Origin of the sequence: Paenibacillus ottowii (assembly GCF_050516475.1) — a bacterium.
Lineage (GTDB): Bacteria > Bacillota > Bacilli > Paenibacillales > Paenibacillaceae > Paenibacillus > Paenibacillus ottowii.
In genome coordinates, this window is the sequence record NZ_CP191577.1 from 3836994 (window position 1) to 3862542 (window position 25549).

General features: G+C 45.5%; 24 protein-coding genes and 1 other annotated feature. Of the genes, 8 read left to right on the forward strand and 16 right to left on the reverse strand.

Annotation, left to right across the window (positions count from 1 at the left end):
- Positions 1–88: 88 nt before the first annotated feature.
- From ACQQ6X_RS17790 to ACQQ6X_RS17815, 6 genes are all read right to left on the reverse strand, one after another.
- A complete protein-coding gene (locus ACQQ6X_RS17790; RefSeq protein WP_305166408.1) occupies positions 89–2197 on the reverse strand; it encodes a class I SAM-dependent methyltransferase in 2109 nt (702 codons plus the stop codon).
- Between the two features lie 344 nt (positions 2198–2541).
- The gene (locus ACQQ6X_RS17795) at positions 2542–3510 is read right to left on the reverse strand and encodes a glycoside hydrolase family 43 protein (protein WP_305166409.1); all 969 of its coding nucleotides are present in this window, start codon (positions 3508–3510) and stop codon (positions 2542–2544) included.
- Between the two features lie 40 nt (positions 3511–3550).
- Positions 3551–4936 (reverse strand): arabinan endo-1,5-alpha-L-arabinosidase, encoded by a 1386-nt coding sequence (locus ACQQ6X_RS17800; protein WP_305166410.1) that lies wholly within the window; start codon positions 4934–4936, stop codon positions 3551–3553.
- Positions 4937–5022: 86 nt separating this feature from the next.
- Complete coding sequence (locus ACQQ6X_RS17805; protein WP_019686936.1) at positions 5023–5865, reverse strand: carbohydrate ABC transporter permease; 843 nt, start codon at positions 5863–5865, stop codon at positions 5023–5025.
- Between the two features lie 27 nt (positions 5866–5892).
- Positions 5893–6783: a carbohydrate ABC transporter permease gene (locus tag ACQQ6X_RS17810; RefSeq protein ID WP_013370548.1), complete on the reverse strand. Its 891-nt coding sequence runs from the start codon at positions 6781–6783 to the stop codon at positions 5893–5895.
- 93 nt (positions 6784–6876) lie between these two features.
- Positions 6877–8220, reverse strand: coding sequence for an ABC transporter substrate-binding protein (locus ACQQ6X_RS17815; RefSeq protein ID WP_031463271.1), 1344 nt, complete (start codon positions 8218–8220; stop codon positions 6877–6879).
- Positions 8221–8731: 511 nt separating this feature from the next.
- On the opposite strand from ACQQ6X_RS17815, the gene ACQQ6X_RS17820 reads away from it, so the two are divergent.
- Positions 8732–9661: an ArsR/SmtB family transcription factor gene (locus ACQQ6X_RS17820; protein WP_305166411.1), complete on the forward strand. Its 930-nt coding sequence runs from the start codon at positions 8732–8734 to the stop codon at positions 9659–9661.
- 63 nt (positions 9662–9724) lie between these two features.
- Here the strand turns inward: ACQQ6X_RS17820 and ACQQ6X_RS17825 are convergent, their stop codons facing one another.
- On the reverse strand, positions 9725–10426 hold the full coding sequence (locus ACQQ6X_RS17825; RefSeq protein WP_305166412.1) for a DUF1361 domain-containing protein: 702 nt from the start codon (positions 10424–10426) through the stop codon (positions 9725–9727).
- Between the two features lie 89 nt (positions 10427–10515).
- The gene (locus tag ACQQ6X_RS17830) at positions 10516–11124 is read right to left on the reverse strand and encodes a DUF1349 domain-containing protein (RefSeq protein ID WP_305166413.1); all 609 of its coding nucleotides are present in this window, start codon (positions 11122–11124) and stop codon (positions 10516–10518) included.
- 187 nt (positions 11125–11311) lie between these two features.
- Positions 11312–11550, forward strand: a binding site (T-box leader).
- A gap of 42 nt (positions 11551–11592) precedes the next feature.
- Between ACQQ6X_RS17830 and ACQQ6X_RS17835 the strand changes: the two genes are divergently transcribed.
- On the forward strand, positions 11593–12777 hold the full coding sequence (locus ACQQ6X_RS17835) for an aminotransferase class I/II-fold pyridoxal phosphate-dependent enzyme (RefSeq protein WP_305166415.1): 1185 nt from the start codon (positions 11593–11595) through the stop codon (positions 12775–12777).
- 45 nt (positions 12778–12822) lie between these two features.
- Here the strand turns inward: ACQQ6X_RS17835 and ACQQ6X_RS17840 are convergent, their stop codons facing one another.
- The 4 genes from ACQQ6X_RS17840 to ACQQ6X_RS17855 all read right to left on the reverse strand — a co-directional run bounded on the left by ACQQ6X_RS17840 (position 12823) and on the right by ACQQ6X_RS17855 (position 14975).
- Positions 12823–13296: an NUDIX hydrolase gene (locus tag ACQQ6X_RS17840; RefSeq protein ID WP_305166416.1), complete on the reverse strand. Its 474-nt coding sequence runs from the start codon at positions 13294–13296 to the stop codon at positions 12823–12825.
- Positions 13297–13387: 91 nt separating this feature from the next.
- Positions 13388–13939 (reverse strand): O-acetyl-ADP-ribose deacetylase, encoded by a 552-nt coding sequence (locus tag ACQQ6X_RS17845; protein ID WP_305166417.1) that lies wholly within the window; start codon positions 13937–13939, stop codon positions 13388–13390.
- Positions 13940–13972: 33 nt separating this feature from the next.
- Positions 13973–14365: a hypothetical protein gene (locus ACQQ6X_RS17850; RefSeq protein ID WP_305166418.1), complete on the reverse strand. Its 393-nt coding sequence runs from the start codon at positions 14363–14365 to the stop codon at positions 13973–13975.
- A 22-nt stretch (positions 14366–14387) separates the two neighbouring features.
- Positions 14388–14975: a TetR/AcrR family transcriptional regulator gene (locus tag ACQQ6X_RS17855; protein ID WP_305166419.1), complete on the reverse strand. Its 588-nt coding sequence runs from the start codon at positions 14973–14975 to the stop codon at positions 14388–14390.
- 195 nt (positions 14976–15170) lie between these two features.
- Between ACQQ6X_RS17855 and ACQQ6X_RS17860 the strand changes: the two genes are divergently transcribed.
- Positions 15171–16406 carry an MFS transporter gene (locus ACQQ6X_RS17860; protein WP_305166420.1) on the forward strand — a complete coding sequence of 412 codons (1236 nt, stop codon included), beginning with the start codon at positions 15171–15173 and terminating at the stop codon, positions 16404–16406.
- 83 nt (positions 16407–16489) lie between these two features.
- On the opposite strand, the gene ACQQ6X_RS17865 is transcribed toward ACQQ6X_RS17860, so the two are convergent.
- From ACQQ6X_RS17865 to fabF, 4 genes are all read right to left on the reverse strand, one after another.
- The gene (locus ACQQ6X_RS17865) at positions 16490–17230 is read right to left on the reverse strand and encodes a zinc ribbon domain-containing protein (protein WP_305166421.1); all 741 of its coding nucleotides are present in this window, start codon (positions 17228–17230) and stop codon (positions 16490–16492) included.
- Between the two features lie 115 nt (positions 17231–17345).
- Positions 17346–18293 carry a helix-turn-helix transcriptional regulator gene (locus ACQQ6X_RS17870; protein WP_305166422.1) on the reverse strand — a complete coding sequence of 316 codons (948 nt, stop codon included), beginning with the start codon at positions 18291–18293 and terminating at the stop codon, positions 17346–17348.
- 19 nt (positions 18294–18312) lie between these two features.
- Positions 18313–18837: a GNAT family N-acetyltransferase gene (locus tag ACQQ6X_RS17875; RefSeq protein ID WP_305166424.1), complete on the reverse strand. Its 525-nt coding sequence runs from the start codon at positions 18835–18837 to the stop codon at positions 18313–18315.
- Positions 18838–18961: 124 nt separating this feature from the next.
- Positions 18962–20200, reverse strand: a complete 1239-nt coding sequence (gene fabF / locus ACQQ6X_RS17880) for a beta-ketoacyl-ACP synthase II (RefSeq protein ID WP_305166425.1) — start codon at positions 20198–20200, stop codon at positions 18962–18964.
- 161 nt (positions 20201–20361) lie between these two features.
- Here fabF and ACQQ6X_RS17885 point away from each other — a divergent pair, with 161 nt between their 5' ends.
- The 5 genes from ACQQ6X_RS17885 (at position 20362) to ACQQ6X_RS17905 (ending at position 25496) form a co-directional block, all read left to right on the forward strand.
- Positions 20362–21201 (forward strand): helix-turn-helix transcriptional regulator, encoded by an 840-nt coding sequence (locus ACQQ6X_RS17885; protein WP_063209219.1) that lies wholly within the window; start codon positions 20362–20364, stop codon positions 21199–21201.
- A 135-nt stretch (positions 21202–21336) separates the two neighbouring features.
- Positions 21337–23229: a DEAD/DEAH box helicase gene (locus tag ACQQ6X_RS17890; RefSeq protein ID WP_305166426.1), complete on the forward strand. Its 1893-nt coding sequence runs from the start codon at positions 21337–21339 to the stop codon at positions 23227–23229.
- Positions 23230–23231: 2 nt separating this feature from the next.
- Positions 23232–24182, forward strand: coding sequence for a YqhG family protein (locus ACQQ6X_RS17895; RefSeq protein WP_305166427.1), 951 nt, complete (start codon positions 23232–23234; stop codon positions 24180–24182).
- Positions 24183–24219: 37 nt separating this feature from the next.
- Positions 24220–24444: a hypothetical protein gene (locus ACQQ6X_RS17900; RefSeq protein ID WP_305166428.1), complete on the forward strand. Its 225-nt coding sequence runs from the start codon at positions 24220–24222 to the stop codon at positions 24442–24444.
- Complete coding sequence (locus ACQQ6X_RS17905) at positions 24441–25496, forward strand: hypothetical protein (protein WP_305166429.1); 1056 nt, start codon at positions 24441–24443, stop codon at positions 25494–25496. The genes ACQQ6X_RS17900 and ACQQ6X_RS17905 overlap by 4 nt, the downstream gene beginning before the upstream one ends.
- The last annotated feature ends 53 nt before the right edge of the window (positions 25497–25549 follow it).

Below are 25549 nucleotides of genomic sequence, written 5' to 3' on the forward strand. Positions count from 1 at the left end.
GAACGCACCTCCAATCGTTTTCCAAAAAAAATGCCTTCCCAGTGCGCGTGACACAGCTCAGAAGGCATTCTCTTGTTCAAATTAAAAATCATTCAGTTACTTCATCCCTATCATTTGGCTTCTCAATCACGATTAGACAGGTGCTGTCTGGCAAAGGAACCGGCTGACCCTGCTCATCCATGAACTCAATGCGTCTGGACAACGCTTCAGCATAGCCCTCCTGCAAATAGTGGCGACTCACCCGGATAATCGCTTGTGATCCAAGTGTGTTACGAATGCACTCTTCATACTGTGACGGAGTAAAATAACCAAACTGCTCCTGCACCTCGTGCACATAGGCTTCCGCCCCCCATGTATAGGTATATAGAAATTCCATTGCATCATTTACCGGCAAAACAGCCTCATGCTCACCTATGCGCTCTATTTCAATGGGGCGACCTGCAAAATCCTGCGCATAGCGCAGCAGCCATTCCATTCCGTCCGGCTCCAAAAATCGAATTCGTCTACGCTGCTCTACGGGTTCGGTCATAATACCGTCACGAATGATAATGCGCCCGCTGGGTGCAAGTACACGATAGGCGCTCTGCAAAGCAGCCTCCACTGTTTGTGGATTGAACCTTTTTCCATCTCGTTCGATGTAGGAATACAGCTCGTGAAGAATCGAAGAGAAAATAACCGTGTCCATGCTCTCCGTTTCCACATACTCTTCCAGATGAAGCGCATCACCTTTGATAACATCCCAACGGCGGTGCTCCAATTGCTTTTTACGCTTAAGCGCCTCAATCACATTCACAGAAATATCAAGCCCCAACGGCTTCGAGTCTGGTCTTTCCTGCTCGATCAGGTCCAGCAGTACGCCCCCGCCAGGTCCGATATCCAGTATACGGGTTCCAGTCACATAATCCAGAATGACCCTTTTGAAATCTACGGTCTGGTTCATATCTGTAAGGTACGTCTCCTCATTGTGGAAGCGATCATAAGCATCGCGCCGTAAGCCGAACAGATCAAACAGCAGCAGAACTGCTTTGTCATACAGAGGCGTCTTTTCTGCCTCAATACAAAAGTCGATCAGTTTTTCAGCAGCTGATGAAAATACAAAATTAAAAAATACGGTACTTGGCAGCTCCTCTTTATGCTCTACAGTTACACTCAAATGAGGATTATGCTTCCGTTTTCCCTTTGAAATGTCCTGCCAGGAAAGTGAGCTTAAGTATTTTTCTATCATTCGTTTTTTGTATACGTTAATTTTCTTAACACCACGATAGTCATAATACATCGTATTCATAAGCGATTCAAAACTGATATGCCGTACCGTTGCCGGCTGTTCCTGTCCTGTGCCATCCCTCAACGTGAGTAAGAATACCTTGACCAGTTCTTGAAGTGAAAAATCCTGCAAAGCGGATTCTACATACCACAGTGTCCGATTCTCCAACGGAGCCAGCGCCTTCTCTACATTCAGCTCCCGCTCCAGCTCGGCGTAAGCCTGCTCAAACGGCTCCCCTGCATGTATCGAAACCGACCGCAATCTCTTCAATCGCTCCTTTACACTCCAGACCACAGGTGCGTTGTCCCAGGCAATCCAGCCGATTAGCTCCTCTACTTCCCCTCGTACTTGCTCCCATAATGCAGGGTCAACACCGGCAATTATACATTCGTTCAGTGCTCGTAACACAAGCTCCAATTCCTCCGGGCTTAGCCAGCCCTTGCGAGTGATTTCGAGCAGCAGTCGATTTTCCGCAAAGGGTATTTCTCCCCGTATATATTGTCCGATTAATCCATGCGTCTCAATTAGAATCCGGGTCATGCTGTTGCGCGGGTAAGCAGGGGATTCTGCTTGAGCCTGTCTGACATACAGTTGGGAGGAGCCAATATTATGTACAAATAAATTGATGCCCTCATGCTGCCAGCGTAGCCGTTCGCGGACTGTTCCTCCTTTGGCTGTCTCAGACCATACCAACACATCCTCCAATAGCTCTTTAACCCAGAATGACAATGGAAGTCCGTCCAAAATAAGCAACGTACGCTCCACGTAGTCCAGCACAGGATTAGCATCCTTTAACTCGCCTATGGATCGAATGCGCTCCAAATTTACAATACGCTCCTCAGCCGAAACAAGCAGCTTTAGCCAAGTCGGTGTATCCCAGGCCAGATCACTTTCTTTCCTGTAATTAGCAATGGCTTTTAACGATTGCAACATTTTTCTCACCTCGTGTGATTCGGATTCGGTATGCACAGGAGACTTTGGAAAATATCTTGTATACCCTACACTTTACCATACATTTGTAGCTTCCACCTCGTGGAAAATATTAAACATTTGTTTCAATTATTCTGTTGACATTTCTCTGTGTTTCGCATCCCCTAATTAAAGTACCCGTAACTTCGTTTCGTCTCGCAAAAGCAAAAAGATACCTTCCAGCCCTAAGGCCGAAGATATCTTATTACTGTTGTTATACGCAGAAAAAACATTTTCCTGCGATGTTTATAAAATTATAGCGCCGCTGTGTGGCACATCGTCAACCATCTATTCATATTCCGACTCTGTTATCCAACAGAAACGCCATCTGGCACCGGAATACCAAAGTCAGGTGTTCCATCCTCATTCCAATTCAAACGCTGAACACGTGTATGACGATTCGGATCATACAGCGGGTCACCTGTAATTTCCTTGTAATTCCGGGCGTGATATACGATAACGTCACTACCATCCTCAGCAACTGTAAAGCTATTGTGACCAGGTCCGAATTGACCTGTCTCCTCATTCGTGCAGAATACCGGCACAGGAGACTTAGTCCACGATTTCGGGTCAAGCAAATTCGCATTCTCGTCCGCCGTTAGCAGACCCATGCAATAATTGTGGTCTGTTGCACTAGCTGAATAGCTGATAAAAATCCGGCCGTTCCGTTTCAGAACCGCAGCTCCTTCATTAACCTTAAAACCGATGACTTCCCAGTCATATTCTGGTGTAGAGATCATGACTTGCTCACCGCGCAGCGTCCACGGATTGCTCATTTCAGAAATATACAAATTGGAATTGCCTACAATATCCGGGTCTTTCTGAGCCCATACATAATATAGAACTCCGTTATGCTGGAAGGTTGTCGCATCGAGAGCAAACGACTCCCAACGTGTTTTGATCTGTCCCTTTTCCACCCATTCGCCTTCCAAAGGATTAGCTGAAGCATTCTCCAGTACGAACATCCGATGGTCGAACAGACCTTCCTTCGTTTCTGTGGTACGAGCTGCTGCAAAGTAGATGTACCATTTGTCGTTAATATAATGAATTTCCGGTGCCCAAATGTTCGCGCTTAACGGGCCTGTTTCATATTTATGCCACACTGCGACTGGCTCTGCTGTATTCAAGCCCTGAATAGTACGTGCCCGTCGTACCTCAATGCGATCATACTCTGGCACAGACCCAGTAAAATAATAATATCCATCACTATGCTTGTAAATCCAAGGGTCTGCGCGTTGCTCAATGACCGGATTATTAAAAGATACAGTTTGATTCATGGTTTTTCTCTCCTCTATGTGTAGTATGTAGTTCATAAGATTAATCGCTGATACGTTTTCCCCAGATGGAAATTCCCTTTTCGTTCATACCCGTAAAAATTAGAGTATGACGACCAAGCTCCCAGTCCCATGAAGGAAGCAATAGCAATTCTTCTTTTGCTCCTTCAGATGAATCATTCCAATTCATTGTTAGCGTACGTCTATCATCAAAACTCCAATGACCTTCCAGAGAACCGCTGGTTGCCCGTCCTCCATCTTCCAGACGGAGCGGTTCAGCTTCCACCTGACCGTCTATTTCCTGTCTGATCACGATGCGCTCCCAGTTGCCGGATAATAGTCTTTGGGGTATATCCTGCTCCCTTTCGCCCGCATACCGTTCCGGAGATACGACAGGCCAGCCATCAGCCGTCCACAAGATTTTGCGCACATGCAAGTAAGGCCAACTCTTATCCGTTTCTCCCCGCGCATGATGTACAATATAGTAATCGTCTCCGTCCTTCAGTACGGAGTTATGACCTGGCGCAACCCAGCCTTCTCCTTCACTGAAACGATAACCACCCAGCACCTTGTTTCCAATTTCATATTGAGGCAAATAAGTGGTATCCGCCATATCATGTCCATTCATATCCACGTACGGACCTGTGATAGAATCGGACCGGGCAACGCGAACATTGTAGTCTTCGAACAAAGAATCATACGAGACGAACAAGTAGTATTTACGGAACTTTGGATTGTACACAATGTACGGTCCTTCCACAGCTCCGTCTTCGGTAGCCCGATCTCTGGCAGCGATATTTTTACCATAGCCCGATTCTTTGAGCTTTCCAGTCTGGGGATCGAGTGGTGTAATATAAATCCCGCCAAAAAATGATCCATACACCATCCACGGGTTTCCTTCGGCATCCAATACCGGATTAGCATCAATTGCATTTAGCTTGTCATGCTCATCTGTTTTAACAACCAGCCCCTCGTCCTTCCAAGGGCCTTCCGGGGAATGGGATGTCTGCAATCCAATGGCTGATCGTGTACTGCCAAATGTGGAGGCAGAATAATACATTCGATAGGTATCGCCCATCTTTATGACATCTGGAGCCCACAGATTGGTAGCTGATGACCATGCTCCCGCTTCCTTGGGGATGCCAGGCAAAGCATACTGAACCCAGCTCCAGTGAATCAGGTCGGTCGATTTGCGCACCATGACACCCGGCCTCAGCTCTCCACCTGTCTTTACATCCGTCGAATAGACATAATATCCCTGATCTGTTTTGATTATCGCCGGGTCATGCGCATTGTTAATAGTCCAGCGCTGTTCATCGTCTATCGTACTTTGATCATACAAGCGATCAGGAGGCGGAGCCTGCGGATATACAGGGTCCGGAGTGTTATCCCCACAGCCGGATAGACCCAGCATTAGCAGCATAACCATAACTGTTATTCTCCTCCTTCCTTTACTCAATACATAGGGTGACTGTGTTACATCCTTCATCCGAATCGTCCAAGTGCAAGTGTCAATTAACCCTTGACCCCTGAAATGGCAACCGACTCAATAATTTGTTTCTGGAAGATTAGGAATATAATCAATACAGGTAACAAGGCTATAATGGAAGCTGCCATAATAAGCGGATAGTCCGTCTGAATGGCGTAAGTCGCATTAAAGTTCGCAATCACCAGCTGCAATGTCTGCGTTTCTGGCGAGTTCAAGTAAATAATCGGTGCCAAATAATCGTTCCAAATACCCATAAACCATAAAATAAGCTGTGCCGCAACTGCCGGCTTAATGAGCGGAAACGTAATCGACGAATAAAGTCGGAAATAAGAGCTTCCGTCAATTTTAGCAGCTTCGATAATAGCATCCGGTACACTGAGCAGATACTGCCGCAGGAAAAAGATCATAACCACATTACCGAACAAGCCAGGAACGATCAAAGGCAACAGCGTATCTACCCAGCCAAGTTTGGAGAACATCATAAACTGTGGAATCATAACGGTTGGGTAAGGAATCATCATGGATGCGATAAGTGCTAAAAACAGTTTATTTTTATGAGGGAATCTCAGCTTCGCGAATGCAAAAGCGGCCACACTAGATGTAAAAGTACCTACAACCGTAACACTTACAGCCACAATCACACTGTTCTTGATCCCGCTTAACAGAGGTCCCGCTTCCCAAATTTCCTTGTACTTACCAAACTGAAACACCTCAGGTATCCATACGGGTGGAAGTGCAAAGACATCCTGCTTTTCTTTTACCGAAGTGGACAACATCCAAAGCAACGGCGCGATCATCGCAATCGCTCCAATCGCCAGTACAATAAAAATAATGATATTGGTAACTTTCGTTTTTTGACTATGGGACATAATCAGCCTCACTCCTTTCCGCGAAAATCAATCCCCATCAAAGGATGATTTTTCATTCATTTTAAATTGAATCAAAGTTACGATAAAAATGAAGATGCCGAGAATCATAGCCATCGCGGAGGCATACCCCATTTGCAGGTTTTTGAATGCCTTATCCCAAATATAGAAGACAATCGAGGCGGATGAATATTCCGGACCCCCTGTAGGTGTCATAATGTTCATTTCAGTAAAGATTTGCGAACCACCAATAATGTTGGTAACGACCAGAAAGAAGGTTACAGGTTTCACCATTGGCCATGTAATATTGCGGAACATTTGGAATCCGCTAGCTCCGTCCAGCTCTGCTGCTTCATAATAAGAGCGAGAGACACTTTGCAGTGCAGCCAGATATAGCAACATTGTATAACCGAGACCTTTCCATACGGTCATGAGAATCAGGGCTGGTTTGACTGTATCCTTATCCATCAGCCAGTTAGGTCCCTTAATACCGAACAGCTCAAGGAATTGGTTCACCAAACCATAATCTCCGTTGTAAGCCCAGTTCCACATAATAGAAACGGCAGCCAACGAAGAAATGACCGGGATATAATAAATCACTCGAAATGTCGTTGTACCTGGAATTTTGCGATTCAGCCCCAGTGCCAGCAACAAAGCTAGTACAAGACCGATTGGAATACCCAACATTAAGAAAAGAGTATTGTACATCGACTTGTAAAAGAGTTCATCGCTAAATAAATCTTTAAAATTATCAAATCCAATAAAGTTCATTTGTCCCAATCCGTCCCAGTCTGTAAAAGAGCCGTATAACGAATAGACAAACGGGAACAACGTGAAGATTAGCAGACCGAGAATAGGCGGAAGAATAAATAAGTATCCATATATCTTCTCTTTGCGGTAGAGATTAGATTTGGTTATCACAGGGCTCACCTCTGTTTCTGATTTGGAATGAAGATGATGTTAGCAGCATGATATTCAGCCACTAACATCATCCTTTTTTCCTCTATTTACGCATTATTTCTGTGATTTTTTCTCTTGCTCCACCGCTTTATCCAGCAGTTTCTGCATCTTTGGTTGTTCTTGTTTCACATAATCTGCTGCCGTAATTTTGCCATCCAGCACAGGTTGAATATCTGTGAAGAAAATATCGTACCATTCTGCGTTATACGTATAGTTTCCTGGTAAAGAACGTCCATAGTCATTTACGATATCAATAAATTCCTGTTTGTTGTTAGGCTTTGTTTTTGTATCTTTAGCCCATTCATCAGCCATATCCAGCAGATTCGGAATCTGTACCTTGGCATCTACGAGCTGCTTCATGCCTTCCTTGGAAGTAGTCAGATAGTTAACCAGTTCTACAGCTTCATCCGGATATTTTGTTTTAGAGGAAACACCGATACCCAGAGAACCAATCCATGTTGCCGGTTTGCCAGTCGATCCTGTTGGGAAAGGCAACAAATCATATTCGAATGGCAGCTTTTCAAATGTACTCATATCCCAAGGTCCTACCGGGAAGAAGGCCATTTCGCCCTTCATCCAGCGTTGATATGTGTCCAATGTTTGTGATTGTTCAATACCAGGTGTGATTTTATATTTGTTTTGCATATCAGCAAAGAACTGAAGCGCTTCCGCAAATTTCGGATCATCAATCGTTACTTTGGTTTTGCTCTCATCCAGCCAATCAGCGCCATTACTCCATACAAAGGCTTGCAATGCCCATTGAACGTTAAAGCCTGTACCGTATTGATCTGGCTTGCCGTCGCCATTAGTATCTTTGGTCAACTCTTGGTTAACCTTGATGAATTCATCCCATGTATACGGCTTGTCTTTGTCAGGCAATGGAACGCCTGCCTTTTCAAACATGGTTTTGTTATAACCCAGGGCGAATGGACCCAAGTCCTTCGGCATACCGTAAATATTTCCTTGACCGGCCATTTTACCGTCATAGCGATACAAATCCACACCGTATTTCCAAATGTTATCCAGATTTATATCCTTGCTCTTCTCAATATAAGGTGTCAGATCCTTCAACACCCCACTGTTGACATAAGCTTTCAAATCTCCAGGGGCAAAATAGAAGATATCTGGAAGATTGTTACCTGTAATTGCAGCTCTAAGCTTTGTAGCATATTGATCTGCTGCTGTCACGACCATTTTAACCTTTACACCAGGATGTTCTTCTTCAAATTTTTTGATAACATCCTTATAAGCCTTCTGCTCATCCGTTCCTCCACGGAACATGAAAGTCAATTCCTTGCTTCCATCGCTACTGGAACTTCCTCCACTACAGCCTGCCAGTGCAGCAACCATCAACAACAGAACAACCATTGTTAGTGCAAAACCTTTTTTCTTTGTCAACGCGACCCCTCCTAAAATTAAATGAAACCGCATACACATTAAATGTTAAAATAACTTCATGCCACTCGGCCTAATCTTTAACTGTGCGGTACACAACCCGTTGTTGATTGCCGCTGTGATTATCATCCCTCTCATGCACCATATAATTAACATTTACCTTTATCAATAATGAATTCGTTTACAAATAGAATATAGCATGCCATTCTGCGGTTCGTCAATGCATTTTTCAATCTTTTTAAATAATTATAAAACATAGATTGGGGTAACCTAAAAAGCAAAATTAAGTCGTATTTAAGTTTACAACCGCTTTAAAAACCAATAAATTTGACTTATTTACGATGTATGTTTACGAAAAAGGATCTTATTGTAGATTCAATTATCCTCTCCACTTTTTTAGTAAAAAAAATTTACAGAAAGCAGTTTACTTCTTTATGAATTTATTTTAACATAAATCAAAGTAAAAATATAAGCGCTTACATTACATTATTATGGATAAGGAAGGGCTATAGATATGATTTATATTAAGAACTTAATGTCGGGGTTAGATATTTTCAAAGCATTGGGCTCGGAAATCCGCATTCAAATTCTTGAGCTACTTGCTGTTCAGGGACAAAGTATGAATGATATTGCAAGCAAGCTTCATTTAAGCAACGGTACCATTACGATGCATATTCGCAAGCTGGAAGAATGCGGACTTGTGGAAATCAATACTGTGAGCGGTAAACATGGGACTCGAAAGATGTGTTATTTGAATAAGGAAAAACTAATGGTAGATCTGCGCAGCAGAGAACAAAAAAATGTATATGAGGTGGAAATTCGTATCGGTCATTATAGTAACTACCAGGCAGTTCCTACTTGTGGATTAGTGACCAAAGACAGCATTATCGGTGATTTTGATGATCCACGCTATTTTGCAGATCCCGCGCGATTGGATTCTGAAATGATTTGGATGGCAGACGGCTTTTTGGAATACCGCATTCCTAACTACTTGAAAGTAAATCAATCCTTTAGCGAGATTCAATTTTCCGCAGAGCTTGGATCAGAAGCACCGTGTTATTGTGAGGACTATCCGTCTGATATTTGTTTTCATATAAATGGTATTGCCATCGGTCATTGGACAAGCCCAGGCGATTTTGGGGCCGTTCCCGGGGTCCTTAATCCCGATTGGTGGCCTCCACACTTGAACCAATACGGCATGCTAAAGTTAATTCGCATCAATCAGCAAGGAAGCTTCATTGACGGGTGCCGTATATCAGAGGTCACCATAGACGATATCGGACTTGATTACAAAAGCGATATTACGCTGCGTTTATCCGTATCCGACCAATCGCAGAACAAAGGGGGGCTCACTATTTTTGGTAAAAGGTTCGGAAATTTCAGTCAGGATCTGCTTGTGCGCGTGCTTTACGATGTACATGGAGAGGATGACTCCAACTCCTGAACTTGTCACAGGTCAAAAGGCCGAAGCCTGTATTCATTGAATACATGTCTTCGGCCAAAAATCCTAGTCTTCATTTAGGGAGATATAAATAAATAGATAAAAAATGAGCGCCATCCCAAACACGAGCCAGCTAAAGGACAACAAATGTAGTTTATCCCCGGCATATATTACCCATCTCCAAATATCCGCCAGGAGCACCAGCGGCTGTAACAACACATCCCAACTATTCAAGCGTGCAAATCTGCCTATATATACGCCTATGCTGGTCAGCAACAACATGACCAAGGCTATTCCCCATGCAAGCCAGCCTGAACAAATCTTCCTCAACATACGGTGGATCACCAATACACATAGAGATGTAAGAAAAAGACCAATCCCAGCAGCTGAAAAGGACGTAAATACGATTAACCAGAATTGTGTGTTCAACCAAAAACGCGTATCAGGATTCACATCGTAAAAACGGAATGCATGGAGTAACTCGGTCACTAAATAAAGAGCATTCGGCAGAAAAAACAACCATACCCATGCGGCAAAAAACAAAAGAATATTTTTCGCTTTTGCATTGCGCAATTTGGTTAATGCCACCATTAGCAAAGAAATAAACACTGGAACCCATGCCAGAAAAATGTCCCAGTATAGAAATTGATACATCCTCGTCCCGCTTGTGGACTGTAAATACATAATGAGTCCGAAACAGCCCAACGTAGCTACAAGCAACACTCCCAGCAAACCGGGCAGCTTGTAGCCCTTCCTTCTTAACAGCAAGCTTCCATCTACCTCCTGCCCAATAACACGTATTTACGTGTTCCTAACTTTTTCTTATAGCGCTTTCACATTTAGAGAGGGGGCTTTTGTTATTCCACGTTTCGAATATCCTCGGGCACATGGTTTGTTATCGTCAAAGCTTCAAAGGTAACATTACAACCTTCCCCTACCGGAGATTGTGCGACAACCCCAACTTTGAGCTGGCTGGGAACATTCATCCCAAAATATCTCGCCAGTTTCCAATGCTGACCATCCAGTGAATAATGAAAAGCAAAGCAATTTCCAGCCCGTGTTACTCGCAAATAAGGATTAGAAGCATCCATGGCCCCCGATATACAATCATCGGATGTATCCCGTGTGACCACACTCAGGATCGAGGGAGTATTTTCAAAATATTCAAAGCATACCTTAGCCCAATGAGTATCATCAGCCATCACCATCAAGCATCCTGAATCATAAGGCTGCTTCATATCGACACGAACCCTCGTCCAGATTGTAAAATCTCCTTGAAGGGTGGTATGTAAAAAAGGAGCGGACGATTGGATAACTGCCCCGGACGGATCTCTAAAAAAATCTGCCTGTGAAGGTGCAGAAACTTGTAAAGCCTTGGATTCATCGAAGCTCCATACGGTTGGTTCGTTGATCCACCCCCACCCTTCAGGCAAAACCTTGCCGTTAAAGCCTTCAAATACGTTCATATGGACACCATCCCTCTCTAGCCAATATAGTCTTAACACAGCGGATTTTGGGGTGAAATCCCCCTTGATACCACTATATACGTTATCTTCCAGTCGTCAATGATGATGTCCCTGTCTTTTAGATTTAAAAAAAATTCTTGCCATTCTGAAATGTTGTGCTTATAATTACACCTAAATTGATACGGAACAAATTTCAATGACGAGAACGAGTAAGCTATACAGCGGATTTGCAGAGAGTTGGGGCAGGTGAAAGCCAACATTCCGAGGGTAGCTGAACGCCATCTCTGAGAAGCGGGCTGAACCTGAAGTAAGCTCTGCCGCCTTTCCAGCGTTAACCGGAACACGTATTGATGGATACGTGAACAGAGTGTCATTTCCTATGGAATGAAACTAGGGTGGTAACACGGGTATAAACTCGTCCCTTTTACAGGGGCGGGTTTTTTTGTTTTTCAAAAAGGAGGAAGCAACATGATTAATGTATCGACAGCAGTATCTATAACTGATTTCTTGACTCCGGCTGTACGGGAAATGCCGCCTTCAGGCATCCGTAAGTTTTTTGAATATAGTACAGGCAGAACAGATGTCGTATCGCTTGGTGTCGGTGAACCAGACTTTGTAACCCCTCAACATGTGAGAAAGGCCTGTATCACAGCACTGGAAAATGGCAAAACCTCATACACACCCAATGCTGGTCTTCCTGAGCTTCGCGAGGAAATTGCCGGATATCTGGAGAGCAGCTTCAGCACATCCTACAACCCGGCAGATGAAATTATGGTCACTGTTGGCAGCAGTGAAGCTTTGGATCTGGCGCTACGCGCCCTCATCACAGCACACGATGAAATACTTATACCGGCTCCTTGTTATATTTCGTATTCGCCTATCACGTTTTTGAACGGAGGACATACCGTAACGGTTGAAACATCTGCTGACCAGCAGTTTAAGCTGACAGCTGAGGCGCTGAAATCCAAGCTGACTCCACGATCCAAAGTGCTGATTCTCTGTTATCCGAACAACCCGACTGGAGGAGTGATGACCTATGAGGATTGGCTGCCCATTGCCCGTCTGGTTGAGGAGCATAACCTGATCGTCATATCGGACGAAATTTATGCTGAATTGACCTATGAGCAGCAGCATGTAAGCTTCGCTGCTCTGCCAGGAATGAAAGAACGCACCCTGCTGATCAGCGGCTTTTCCAAGGCATTTGCCATGACGGGCTGGAGGGTCGGCTATGTATGCGGTCCAAAAGAGTTGATTTCAGCCATGCTGAAAATCCATCAATATACAGCTATGTGTGCCCCTATTATCGGACAAATTGCTGCAATTGAATCCCTGCGCTACGGGCTGGAGGAGAAAGATCGTATGATGGAATCCTACAATCAACGTAGAAAATGGTTCGTTGCCAGCCTCTGTCAGACAGGACTTCCATGCCATGAACCAAACGGTGCCTTCTATGCTTTTCCCTCCATTACACACACAGGGTTAAGCTCAGAGCAGTTTGCCAAGCGATTGTTGGAAGAACAAGGAGTTATAACGGTTCCCGGTTCCGCATTTGGCCCAGGCGGCGAAGGCTTTATCCGCTGTTCATATGCATCATCGCGTGAACAGTTGGAAATGGCTCTGGAACGCATCAGCGTATTTTTGAAACGCCTGTAAATCCATTTTCCCTACCATGAAATAAATATGAGTAGGGAATGAACACTATTTCACCAGCTTCTGAATAAGCTTTTTCTGGTGTGCTGGCAAACCTTCCGGCCATTCCCCCACACGGCAGTAACAAATGTCGGAGATTTCAGCGCTTGGTCGAAAGGTCCCCGGGATCACCCGGCCTGTAAAAATAAGATCTACACGGTTCGGCATCTGTCCAAACTGGGCTTGCACTAATGAGGTGATCTCTACCTCCAGCCCAGTTTCTTCCTGGACTTCGCGCCGTAAGGCAGTTCCCGGCTGCTCTAGCTCCATCCAGCCGCCGGGAATCCCCCACGGCTGCTTCCGATATACGTGCTTTAATAGCAGCACTTCCCCGGCATTATTCGTAAAAATGCCCAACACAGCAACTAAAAATTTATGTTGTGCCTGGTACACCAATGCATTTTTTAATCGAGTGAACGGTGTATGCTTATACATAAATACAAGCCAATCCCGCGGGATTTTATTTACCAGCTTAGCCAGCATCGCACACCTCCAGTTGAGCATTTCTTTACATCAAATTAATCAATGCGTATGAGCAAGTTAAATGAGGAGCTTAAGTATGTATAATAATAAATTAATCTTTAGATGACTGTAACTTGCGGCTGTATAACTGAGCATTTTCTATATCAAAACAAACAAAAATAATCTCATTCAAACCAGTATGCTCCTGTACAAAACGTGTCACTTCCTGTATAGCAATCTCGGCGGCCTTTTCTTTCGGAAATCGGTAGATGCCTGTGCTGATATTGGGAAAAGCAATGCTGCGTGCATTCAGCTCTAAAGCTAATTGCAGTGTATGACGGTAGCATGTCGCCAATAGCTCTTCTTCATGATGGTCGCCACCATTCCATACAGGGCCGACGGTATGAATAACATATTGGGCATCGAGCATGCCAGCTGTTGTATAAACCGCGCCTCCTACCGGACATCCTCCTTGCTTGTTTCTAATGCGGACACAATCTTCCAAAATAGTCGGACCGCCAGCTCTATGAATCGCACCATCTACACCACCGCCACCCAGCAAGCTTGTATTTGCCGCATTGACAATAATATCCGTCTTACAACGGGTAATATCCCCTTGCACCACCCGTATTTTCACGTTAAATAGTTCAATTTCGATATCCATCGATCCCCCTCCTCTTCTAAAAGTCAGCTTTATTTATATAGTCATCTTATAGTCTCTACAAGCGATTTCGAATATATCGTCATAGGTTTTCAGCAGAAAGTGTTTTAGATCTTTCCCCCGTGCACTAGCTATTGCAGCCAATAAAGGCGTATCAGTAAGCTCATCAAAACAGCTACCTTGCGTATACTTTTGCTCAGACATACTTAAAGCCACATCCAGTTCAATCATATTAAAGTAGTAAACTTCTGTAAATATAAGCTCATAGGGGACAAAATCGTCTACTGCCTCAGGCGCCAACCCGCCATTAATTTCTCCCTTTAAAACCAGCTCTTTCTTCGCATAATTCATATACACATGATCCAAATAGACTGCATCCCGTCCATGCAACTCACCAAGCGGCGTTTGAATAGCTTTTATCTGCGACATCTAGGTGCTCTCCCTTCCTAAGTTACTTTCCATCCAGCAACATAAGTGCTGTCGCAACCGTATGATCCACAAAAGAACGCGCTGGGCGTGACTTCATCATCACGGTAATTCCGATTAACAAAGAGACCAACGTATGCGCCAAAGCTCGTGCATCTATAGTTACCCCAAGCTCCCCAGATTGAATACCTCGTTCGAGGGTCTCCTGAAAGACGGCAGATAGATACATTTGATGTTCTCTGGTTAAAATTTCAAATTTCTCATCATGGGGAGCTAATTCTACCATCGTATTAATACAAAAGCATCCTCTATTAATTCCATTCTCGTACTCCTCTGCCACAATGCCTTTAAAAAAATTGGAAAATGCCTGTTTTACAGACGAGCTGCTTTGCATTTCCGCCCTTACATGTGCAGCATGAGATTGCGTATATTTACGCAGCGCAGCTTCAAATAATTGCTTTTTATCCCCAAAGGCTGCATACATGCTGGGGCGCTGTATTCCCATACGGGAAGTTAAATCGCTTAAAGATGTGGCCTCGAATCCCTTTTCCCAAAAAACTTGCATCGCTGCATTCAATGCTTGATCTTCATCAAATTCCCGTGAACGAGCCATATTTTACCCCCTTTTTTCGTATCGATCAGTATATTAAAATTGTACGTTTGCCCGAGGAAGATGTCAAATATTTGTAGGTTAAACTCTTGACATATCGTATTAATGAAAGTTATATTGACCTAAAATCATTATGTACCGATCAGTATATTATATTGATCGGTACATAAATTACAGAAAGCGACGTGGTATGTGAAAATGAAGACGTCAAAAGAAAAAGCGCTCCTCCTTCCCAACCAAGCGATAGCCAACACTGCGGAAACAGCCCCTGTTCGTGTCCTGTCTCGATCTGTGGCACTTTTGTTTGCTATAGCCTGCGGGCTGGCTGTCGCTAACATTTACTATGCACAGCCCTTACTGGATGCGCTGGCGCACGAGTTTGGCATTACACACTCATCGGTTGGTTTCGTTATTACCGTCACACAAATTTGCTATGCGCTGGGACTTCTGCTGCTCGTCCCGCTTGGCGATCTTTTGAATCGGCGACGATTAATTACAGGCCAAATGCTGCTATCCGTACTGGCATTAATTGTGGTTAGCTTTGCTCCTACCCGTACCATACTGCTTATCGGAATGGCGATGGTCGGACTGCTGGCTGTGGTGACTCAAACACTCGTGGCTTTCGCCTCGACCTTGGCTCATCCGACAGAACGCGGGCAGGTCGTAGGGCTGGTAACCAGCGGAGTCGTTATCGGCATTTTGCTGGCACGAATCGTTGCTGGTGTATTAACCGATCTGGCAGGCTGGCGTTCAGTTTACCTTGTTTCTGCTACACTAACACTGTTTATGGCTGTAGCTCTGTTGCGAGTGCTCCCAAAGAACGAACCCTCACGCGCCACACTTTCCTACGCTCAGCTGCTTCGCTCGGTTATCGCACTGTTCGTCCAAGAACGAATTTTGCGTATTCGTGCTGTCCTTGCACTGCTCATTTTCACAGCGTTCAGCATATTGTGGACTTCACTTGTATTGCCTCTCAGTGCTCCCCCATTGTCTCTTTCACATACTGCTATTGGGGCCTTCGGCCTGGCTGGGGTCGCCGGAGCATTTGCAGCTGCACAAGCAGGACGGCTTGTTGATCAAGGCTTGGGACAACGAACGACAGGTACCGCACTAGTTGTATTGCTGCTATCCTGGCTGCCTATACGCTACACCGAGCATTCTCTATTTGCTTTAGCTCTTGGCGTCATTCTTCTGGATTTGGCCGTACAGGCTGTACATGTCACTAACCAGAGCTTGATTTTCAACGTTCGCCCTGAGGCACGAAGCCGACTTACCGCAGGCTACATGATATTTTATTCCATCGGCAGCGCCACTGGAGCCATTGCCTCGACTCACATGTATACCTATGCTGGGTGGAGCGGAGTCTGTCTATTGGGGGCTGGCGTCAGTGCTCTGGCTCTCATTTTCTGGGTAGTGACTCGACGTTCAGCTTAATCGTAAAACCCGGATTGGATCAACGAAAAACCACCTAGACCTCAACAACGGCCTAGGCGGTTCTCTTCTAGCACTGTGAATCATCACTTGATTGCAATATAAATCAAAACGGGCTCATCTGGATTGCCATACACTTCAAAATCACCTGTGTAGGTCCTCTCCACTTGTTTTGTCGCAGCCCATGCCCAAATTGTCTGCCATACACGGAAGACAGAAGAAGGTTCATGGGTTGCCTGAAAAATAGCGTAGCGTGCAGCCGGAATTACGAGTTCTTCAAGATCGTCAGGAGTCTGGAAATCCCCAGCCGCTTCCTTTCCGATAAAAAATGTATACTCGCCCAAAGCCCCATTTTCATAGTCAGTATAACAACCATAGACAGCAGCAGATCCCTCGTCGTTTCGAATACGACCAGACACGTCCTCACTCCAGAAACGTTCCCACATGCCTGGAATGATTCCTTGAGATGTTTGTTCCTTCTGATTATGGGTACGTGCTTTCATCCCAACCAAACGGATACTGCCTCGATATTCCTCCCGAATGGGTCCATTCATTGTATGCGTCGCATCTTCTGAAGACCGCCACCGCTTTAAATAGGGCAGGTAATTATGCAGCATCGAAGTCGCTTCTTCTTTCTGCATCCCCTCCTCTACCATAATAGGCACACACTGCTGAATCATTCCCTCCATTGTCAAGTCTGGCTGTACATATGCACCCTCCTGGTAACAATACTTGCAATACTCATCTGTTTTATGATGTTGTGCATCCGTTCCGTATTGATCCTCATGCTCCAGCGGCATCCCGCAACTTTGACAAGCTTTATCCATTCTCCTAAATCCCCTTTCGCCAATTCGTATTAGGTATGCCACCAGTATAACGAAACAAACCTGACAACTATGGGTCAGGTTTGTTTTACTTTTAATCTAAGGTTTATTCTAATAATTACTGACCCTCTTCATAATTAGACGCAATACGCAATGCCATCTGATGAATCTTGTCTCGCAAATGGGCTGGTTCCTTGACAATCACATCTGGTCCCAAGCTTAAAATAAATCCGTACAACCACGTATCCTCGGGAAACGGTACCGAAACCGTATAGATCCCTTCCTCTTGCTCGGTCAATGCTTCCACCCCAAACCAGTCCTCCGCCAGATGTCTGGAGTTGCGGTTAAACTGTAGCGTAAACGGTTGTACATCCCTGGATGGGGTCATTCGTCCCTCATTCCACGGCAGCACTTCATAGGAAAGGTCCCTGCGGGTGAAAGACGTCTCTGTAACTACAGGCTCACTCATACGAGATAGCTTGAACAAGCGAAACTGCTCCCTGTCGGGGCAATACGCATATAAAAACCACTGTTGCCCTTTCAGCACAAGCGTATGCGGTTCTACATTCCGTTCCGTTCTGGTTCCTTCGGCATTTCGATAGGTAAAAGCAAGCGTGCATGCTTGACTCATTGCCTCTTTTACCTTTTTTAGTTTAGCTTCCTGTACAGCCTGATTTCCCCATCCCGAATGATCGACAATGAACTGTGTGGTACGTACACTAAATTGCTCTTTCTCAGACTCTGGGATAATGCTTTCAAATTTATGAAGCAACCGGGATACATTGGGACCGCCCAACGACGAGGACAAACTCTGCAAGCCCATTACAATGTCCTTAATATCGTGTTCCGTCAGCATGCTGCGATCCAGACGATAGCCTTCCATCAAGCCGATTCCCCCACCTGCTCCCTGATAAGTTACTACGGGGATACCAGCTAAACTAATCGCTTCAATATCTCTATAAATCGTCCGGATCGAAACCTCATACAAATCAGCGAGCTCCTTTGCTTGTATTCTATTTCTTTTTAACAGCAAGATGACGATAGAAAGCAATCGATCAATTTTCATTTTCTCAAACCTTCCACTCTTAATAAAAATATGCCATGAGTTCCTCATCATATCCCTGACCTTGATATTCTAAGGCGTTCTTTTCTATACCATAGGTTGTAAATCCCCATTTACTATAAAGCTCAACTGCTGATTGATTGGTAGCTACCACACTCAAATTGATTTGTTTCAAGCCTTCCACTTTTCTACCTCGGCTGATCACTTCCATTAAAAGTTTCTTAGCGATTCCCTGGCTCCGGTAAGTCGATGATACATAAACTCCCCAAATCGTTCCTTTATGCTGTGTCTTTATTTTGTTTTCTCTTCTAAAACCAGTCATGCCAGCCAGCTGATGATCCTTAGTAAATGCACCAAGTATGTAATGATCTCTCGGATTTTGTATTTGCTTCACTACATCCAATAATGAAACTTTTACAGCTTCCTCATAGGAGGTTCCGAAAGCTTCGGGGTTCATTTTTAGGGCCTCCTGCCTTAAATTCCAATACGCTTCAGCGTCTGCCGGCTCTATATTTCTGATGATAATCATGGCTTCTCGTCCCTCCAAATGTTTTCCTCCATCTTACTCTATCTCTTATTTAAATTAAATCTATAATGCCTAAATGAAAATAGCCTCAGATGCTAGATCCAGCTGGATCTAGCATCTGAGGCTCCAAATAACTCATTACATATTATGACTCGTAGCGTTTCAGCACAATGACTGCATTATGACCACCGAAGCCAAACGAATTAGATAACCCAATATTTAGTGAAGCCTTGCGCGCTTTGTGAGGCACATAATCCAGATCGCAAGCAGGGTCCGGGTTGTGCAGGTTTATCGTTGGCGGGATGATGCCTTCTCGCAGGCTTTGTACCAGTGCAATCGCTTCGACGCCGCCCGCAGCTCCCAGCATATGACCCAGCATGGACTTATTAGCGGTAACTGGGATTTGATAGGCATAGTCGCCAAATAACTTGCGGATCGCTAGCGTCTCCCCCACATCCCCTGGCAGCGTACTCGTTGCGTGGGCACTGAGCACGTCCACTTCTTCCGGGGAGATGCGGGCTGAATGAAGGGCCGCTTTCATTGCTAGATAAGCTCCCGTTCCTTCGGGATGTGGTGCAACCATATGATAGGCATCCGAACTCGCTCCATAACCGATGACCTCGCCATAGATTTCCGCTCCCCGCCGGGTAGCGTGCTCCAGCGACTCCAGTACTAGGATGCCTGCTCCTTCGCTCATGACAAAGCCATCACGATCTTGATCAAACGGCCGGCTTGCTTTCGAAGGTTCCTCGTTACGTGTGGACAAGGCTGTTGCATTAGCGAAGCTTGCCAAGGCCAATCGGGACACCGCTGCTTCAGCTCCACCAGCAAAAATGACATCCGCATCTCCTGTACGAATAGTCCGAAATGCCTCTCCAATTGCAGTGTTCCCAATAGAGCAAGCCGTCACAGGTGAAAGCGTAGGGCCCATCGCTCCGAACGCGATACTAATTTGGGCAGCCGCCATATTTGAGATCATCATAGGTACCAGCGTCGGGCTAACTCTGCCCGGCCCCCGCTGTAGCAGCACGTCCACATTATTGACCAATGTATCCAAACCGCCGACTCCTGATCCCACATATACACCTACACGTTCCAGATCCGTGCGATCCAGTTCCAGACCAGAATCCTTGAGCGCTTGCTCTGCCGCATACAATGCAAACTGAGTAAATCGATCCATTCGTCTGGCATCCTTACGCCCCCACTGCTTTTCTGCATCAAAATCCTGTACCAGGCCAGCAATTTGTGCTTTTAAATCAGACACATCAAATGAATCAATTTTTCGTATACCTGAATGGCCCTCCACCAAATTATTCCACAGTGTGCCTACTTCATTGCCCAATGGCGAAACAACACCCATACCTGTTATCACTACTCTTTGCATAAGCTATTCATTCCTCCTGCTCAATGGCTTACTTATAAACCTCATTTTACGCTCGTCTTATCCTATTACAAGTGTTTGTTTATCCTGGTATAATGAACACTACTATAGTAAGCGCCTGATATCCTCACTTCACATACACTCGTCGAATGGAGAGAATACTTATGAAAACGGAAGCACGTCTGGAAGCATTATCTGTTTTTTTAAAAACCAAAAGAGCCCGCCTACATCCGCATATGGTTGGTCTGCCCCCAGGGTCACGGCGCAGAACACCAGGTTTACGCAGAGAAGAAGTCGCCCAGCTGGCAGGTGTCAGTACAACCTGGTATACCTGGCTGGAGCAGGGCCGGGATATTAAGGTATCCGCCTCCGTGTTGGATGCTATTGCCGCTGCCTTGCAGTTGAACGCAGATGAGCGTAAATATTTGTATGATTTAGCGCTGGAAGCCGGCTCTCATCACCTGCCTGTTCCTGCGGAACAGGCTATTATTTCTCCATCTCTGCAAAAGATCGTACAAGAGCTGCACTATTGTCCTGCTATTATTTCAGATCGGCGTTGCCATATTGTCGGCTGGAACGAAGCTGCTGCTCATGTGTTTATGGATTTTGCCGAGCTGCCACATGAGCAGCGCAATATGATCGAACTGCTATTCACCAAAAAGGAGTTTAAAAGTCTGGCTGTGAATTGGGAACACTTTGTAAAAGGATTTCTTGCCATTTTTCGCGCTTATTACGGGCAATACGTAACCGATCCTTGGTATGCACAGTTTATACAAAATATGAGTCAGACCTACGGAGAGTTTAACGAACTTTGGAATCAGAGTGAGGTAAGCTCCGCCCCGGAAGTGCTCATTGAATTTCGCCATGCCAAGGCTGGCAAAATGTTATTTGACCTGACTTCCCTCCAGGTACAAGGCAGTGTCGATCTTCGTTGCAGCATTTATACCCCCAATGCGCAAACTTCCACGGAAAGTAAACTTCAAAAGTTAATGGAAGGCAACTAAAGGATTTCATCCCTCCTGTTATGAAGATATCTTTTTCCGTCCATACTACATCTACGATCTGTGCAAAATAGATGCCATATATGTGACAGAGCCAAGAGCTTCAACGGTGCTACTACTAGGAGGGAGGGAATCCTCATGAAAGCCAAACCGACAAGTTCCCAGCACACACAAAACCAAGCACCACTGCCTGTTCCGGTACAATTTGACCGCAGCTGGCAGGACGAGCTGGACCAACGACTGCACAAGGGAGGCCCTTGGGGAAATTGGGATCTGTACCAGCTGGCCATCGAGGCGGAAAAGGCCAAGCTGGTGCCGAGCTTTGATGAGCTTCAATGTCTTCAGCATTTGCAAGACCTCACTCCCTTGCCCCATCAGCTCGATACCGCGCGAAAGGTACTGTTTGAGATGTCCGGACGTGCCATTCTTGCCGATGAAGTCGGCCTAGGCAAAACGATTGAAGCTGGAATGATCCTGAAGGAATATCTGGTTCGCGGGCTGGCTTCCAAAGTGCTTATTCTTGTACCCGCTTCTCTGGTCCTGCAATGGGTGCGGGAACTGAATAGCAAATTCGGCATTCCTGCAGTTGCCCAGAAAAAGGCGTATTCTTGGTCTTCCGAGGTCGTCGTCGCCTCTATGGATACGGCCAAACGGGAGCCACATAGTAACATCCTGCTAGATACCGATTATGACCTGCTCATTATTGACGAGGCTCATAAGCTGAAAAATAAAAAGACCTCCAACTACCAGTTCATTATGAAGCTGCGTAAAAAATATTGTTTGCTCCTGACAGCAACACCTGTACAAAACGATCTATCTGAGCTGTTTAATCTGATCACGTTACTCAAACCCGGTCAGTTGGGAAGACAAGGTGATTTTTCAGCTAACTTTGTTGTAGATAAACGTCTGCCTAAAAATGAAGATCAGCTCAAAGATGAGCTGTCTAAAGTCATGATCCGCAATCGTCGTGGCGAAGGTCCGGTTCAGTTCACTAAACGAAATGTTTCCAACATTCATTTGGAGCTCTCCCCGGAAGAGAAGGCGCTGTATGATGGGGTGACCTCTTTTGTCAAAGAGCAATATCAGGCGAATGGCGGAAATTTAAGCAGCATGCTGTCTCTCGTTACCCTTCAGCGGGAAGTGTGCAGCAGCCGGGATGCTGTGTTTGTCACGCTGGTCAACTTGTCCAAAAAGATGGCTCCAGACTCCCCGCTACGCGATCGTGTTTGGGACTTGGTCGCACATATAAAAGCGATCAAGGCTAATTCCAAAGCGGAAAAGGCACTTGAGCTCATCCGGAAGATGAACGAAAAAGTGATCATTTTTACAGAATATCGAGCTACACAGGAGTATTTGCTAAACTATTTCCGTGATCGCGGGCTGTCTGCTGTTCCATACCGAGGCGGTATGAACCGGGGCCGCAAGGATTGGATGATGGACCTGTTCCGTGGACGCATTCAGGTCATGATTGCCACGGAAGCAGGTGGGGAAGGTATTAACTTGCAATTTTGTCACCACATGATTAACTTCGATTTGCCATGGAATCCCATGCGTGTGGAACAGCGGATCGGACGGGTGCATCGACTTGGACAGACGCATGATGTGAATATCTTCAACCTGTCCACTACCGGAACGATTGAGGAGCACATCCTGCATCTGCTGCATGAAAAAATTAATATGTTTGAGATGGTCATCGGCGGATTAGACATTATTCTGGAGAAGTTTGAGAAAAAAGAATCCATTGAAAAAAGCTTATATAAAATCATGCTTGAATCCAGCAGTGATGATGAAATTCGCAGAAAAATGCAACAGTTGGGTCACTCGCTGGATTCTATCAAACAAGAAATGGAGCAACTGCGCACAGACCCGTCAGTCACTCCAAACGTAGCAACGGATAAGTTATCTGGAACAAAGCAGCGCAAAGGACAATTAACAGGAGGTAGCTCAAATAACACCGAGGATTTATTAGGCTTAACAGGCGATGTAGCTCCCTCCACCAAAGCTCGACGCAGTGTGAAAGGAGGCCGCTAGCCTTGACTATGAATGCACAGCAAGTCCAGCGCTTTGTTCGCACCTATCTGGAAGCTACCGGGTGCAGTATCATTGAAAGGTCTTCTCACCATGTAACTGTCAAGCTATCTCCAGAAGCGGATAAAGCCTTAACAAACCGCCCCTACTATTGGGGGTACGTAGAGCGTACTGGCGTTCCAGCGCAGACAATGTCCTTCACATTCATCTTTGATGGAGAAGCCTATCGTACGGAACAGGAACGTTTAGCGGCTCAGGCCCCGCCAGCGTCTGAACCCGGCAAGGCGGCACAAGATCAGGTCATGGGACGGTACTTTGGTCATGTACCAACGTTGCCGCAATTAGGGCCTGGCCGCATTATGCAGGAGGAGCTTCGATACGGAAGTCGCCGGCTGCATCAAATTTTTGAAGCTGCTCGGGACGGAGGTAAATATGTTTATTTGTTCGAGCAGCCTGATGCCCGTCAGTTGTCTGCCCGTTCTCCCGTAGTTTATGAAGCTTGGCTCAGTGTCTGCTACAAGATCGAATTTGCCTGCGATTTGAAGCGTGAGGAACTTCAATGGCTAGGTATCTCACTCAAAAGTGGCACTATTGTAGCAGATTTTGGCACTATGCTCGAAACCCGGCAACTTAGCCCGCTGCTGGCAGGCAATATGCACGTGCAGCCAGCGCAGCTATCTGTGCCTGAGGCTTCCACCTCGCTTGAAAGCTATCTCACCGAACAGCTCCGACAGCAAGACTATAGTTGGGCTGAGCAGGCAAAGGAACGATTACGCGAGGAACTAGAGGTTATTGACCACTACTACGATGATCTAATCAAGGAAGAAAAAGAGGACGAGGATAAAAAAGAATCCGTTATGGAACAGCATCAAGCTCGCCGTAAAGAAATGGTATGGCAATATGAGCCAAAGGTACTCGTATCCGCCATTAACTGCGGGATATTTCATCTGCAGTAACTGATATCTCACGCTCCTTCGCAGGAGGGCTGCAGACATGTCGTCAAGTTGTAACATCTTGCTTCAGCCTACACCAGTTTCCGCTGCTGAAACCACAAGTATGGTCAAGCCTGTCCCCTATGTATCGACAGCAAAAAGCGAACCTGGATACGACAGTTGCGCCGACAGAGTGCAGCAGTCTTTTCATCGGACAGGCTGTATGCTAATAAAAAAAGAATGCCTCCGTCGGCAAGCCATCCGACAGAAAGGTGGATTCCATTGAACAAAAATCATTCCGGGCACTATAGCGTAGGTATGATCGCAGCTGTCCTGATCAGCCTGTCCGCAGTCTGTCCATTCGCTTCCATTCATGCGGCCCCCTCAGCCGTTCAAGAAAACAATTTAAGTTCAGCACCCAACCACAACGAAAGCTTCCAGGTTCCATCAACGGAATCCATGAGTCCTGTTGTTCCTCCCGCTTCCCCGGGTGACGTTTCATCAAAACCTCCTACTCAGCAGCAAGGAGTGCCTGACGAGGTAAAACAAACAGCGGCCGACACCGTGCAATCTCTATCGTCGCAGCCCCCTTTTGCTTCTTGGAAAGATGCTGAGCTTAGCTACCATCCGCTCGGACCCGGAACCCATAGCTGGCTTGTTCAGGTAAACCATGCTGGAGAATACATCGGCTACCTAATTATCGGCTCTGACTCGAACGGTGCTTATCAACTCAACGAATACGGGAATGGACCTGGCGGACCTTACAGTATGGATGTACTTCGTCAATCCCTTAAGTCCCTCACAGAAACCGAATTTTCTCCTACCGACAAGCTGCAAATTACACCTATGTATGAGGAACCTCTGTTAGCCTACTGGCTGGTACGTTCCTCAACGGGTAGCCAAATAAGTATTGATGCTGTTACTGGCGATCCACTACCTGTAGAAGTAGCAGATGGGAGCTGGAAGAATAAGCTCCAGAACAATGCGATTTCTTTATCTATACCCTCTTTGAGAACTCAGGCACAAGCAGTTAATGTGTCGTCTGAACCTTTCGATCCCTATGATGATCTGGGTTGGCTTCAACCTAAGCATAAACTTTCCATCCACAACACAAGCCAATTTATGGACGTACTCAATAATTCACGGCGTATGATTTTTTCTGCCACAAGTATCAATTTTGCCTTTGGAGGACCCTTATCCATTAGCGGGTATCAAGCTTGGATATCTTCAGCTCATCCGTCCGAACCCATTTTATATGCATTGACCTACCACAATGGTCTTTCTCGATTTGTGCCACTACAAAGGTTGTTGTCCCATGGCGAATTTCTCCGTTTATAATCTTAGTTATTTCAGTTATTTCAGTTATTTCAGTAACAATAAAAGGTATTTGA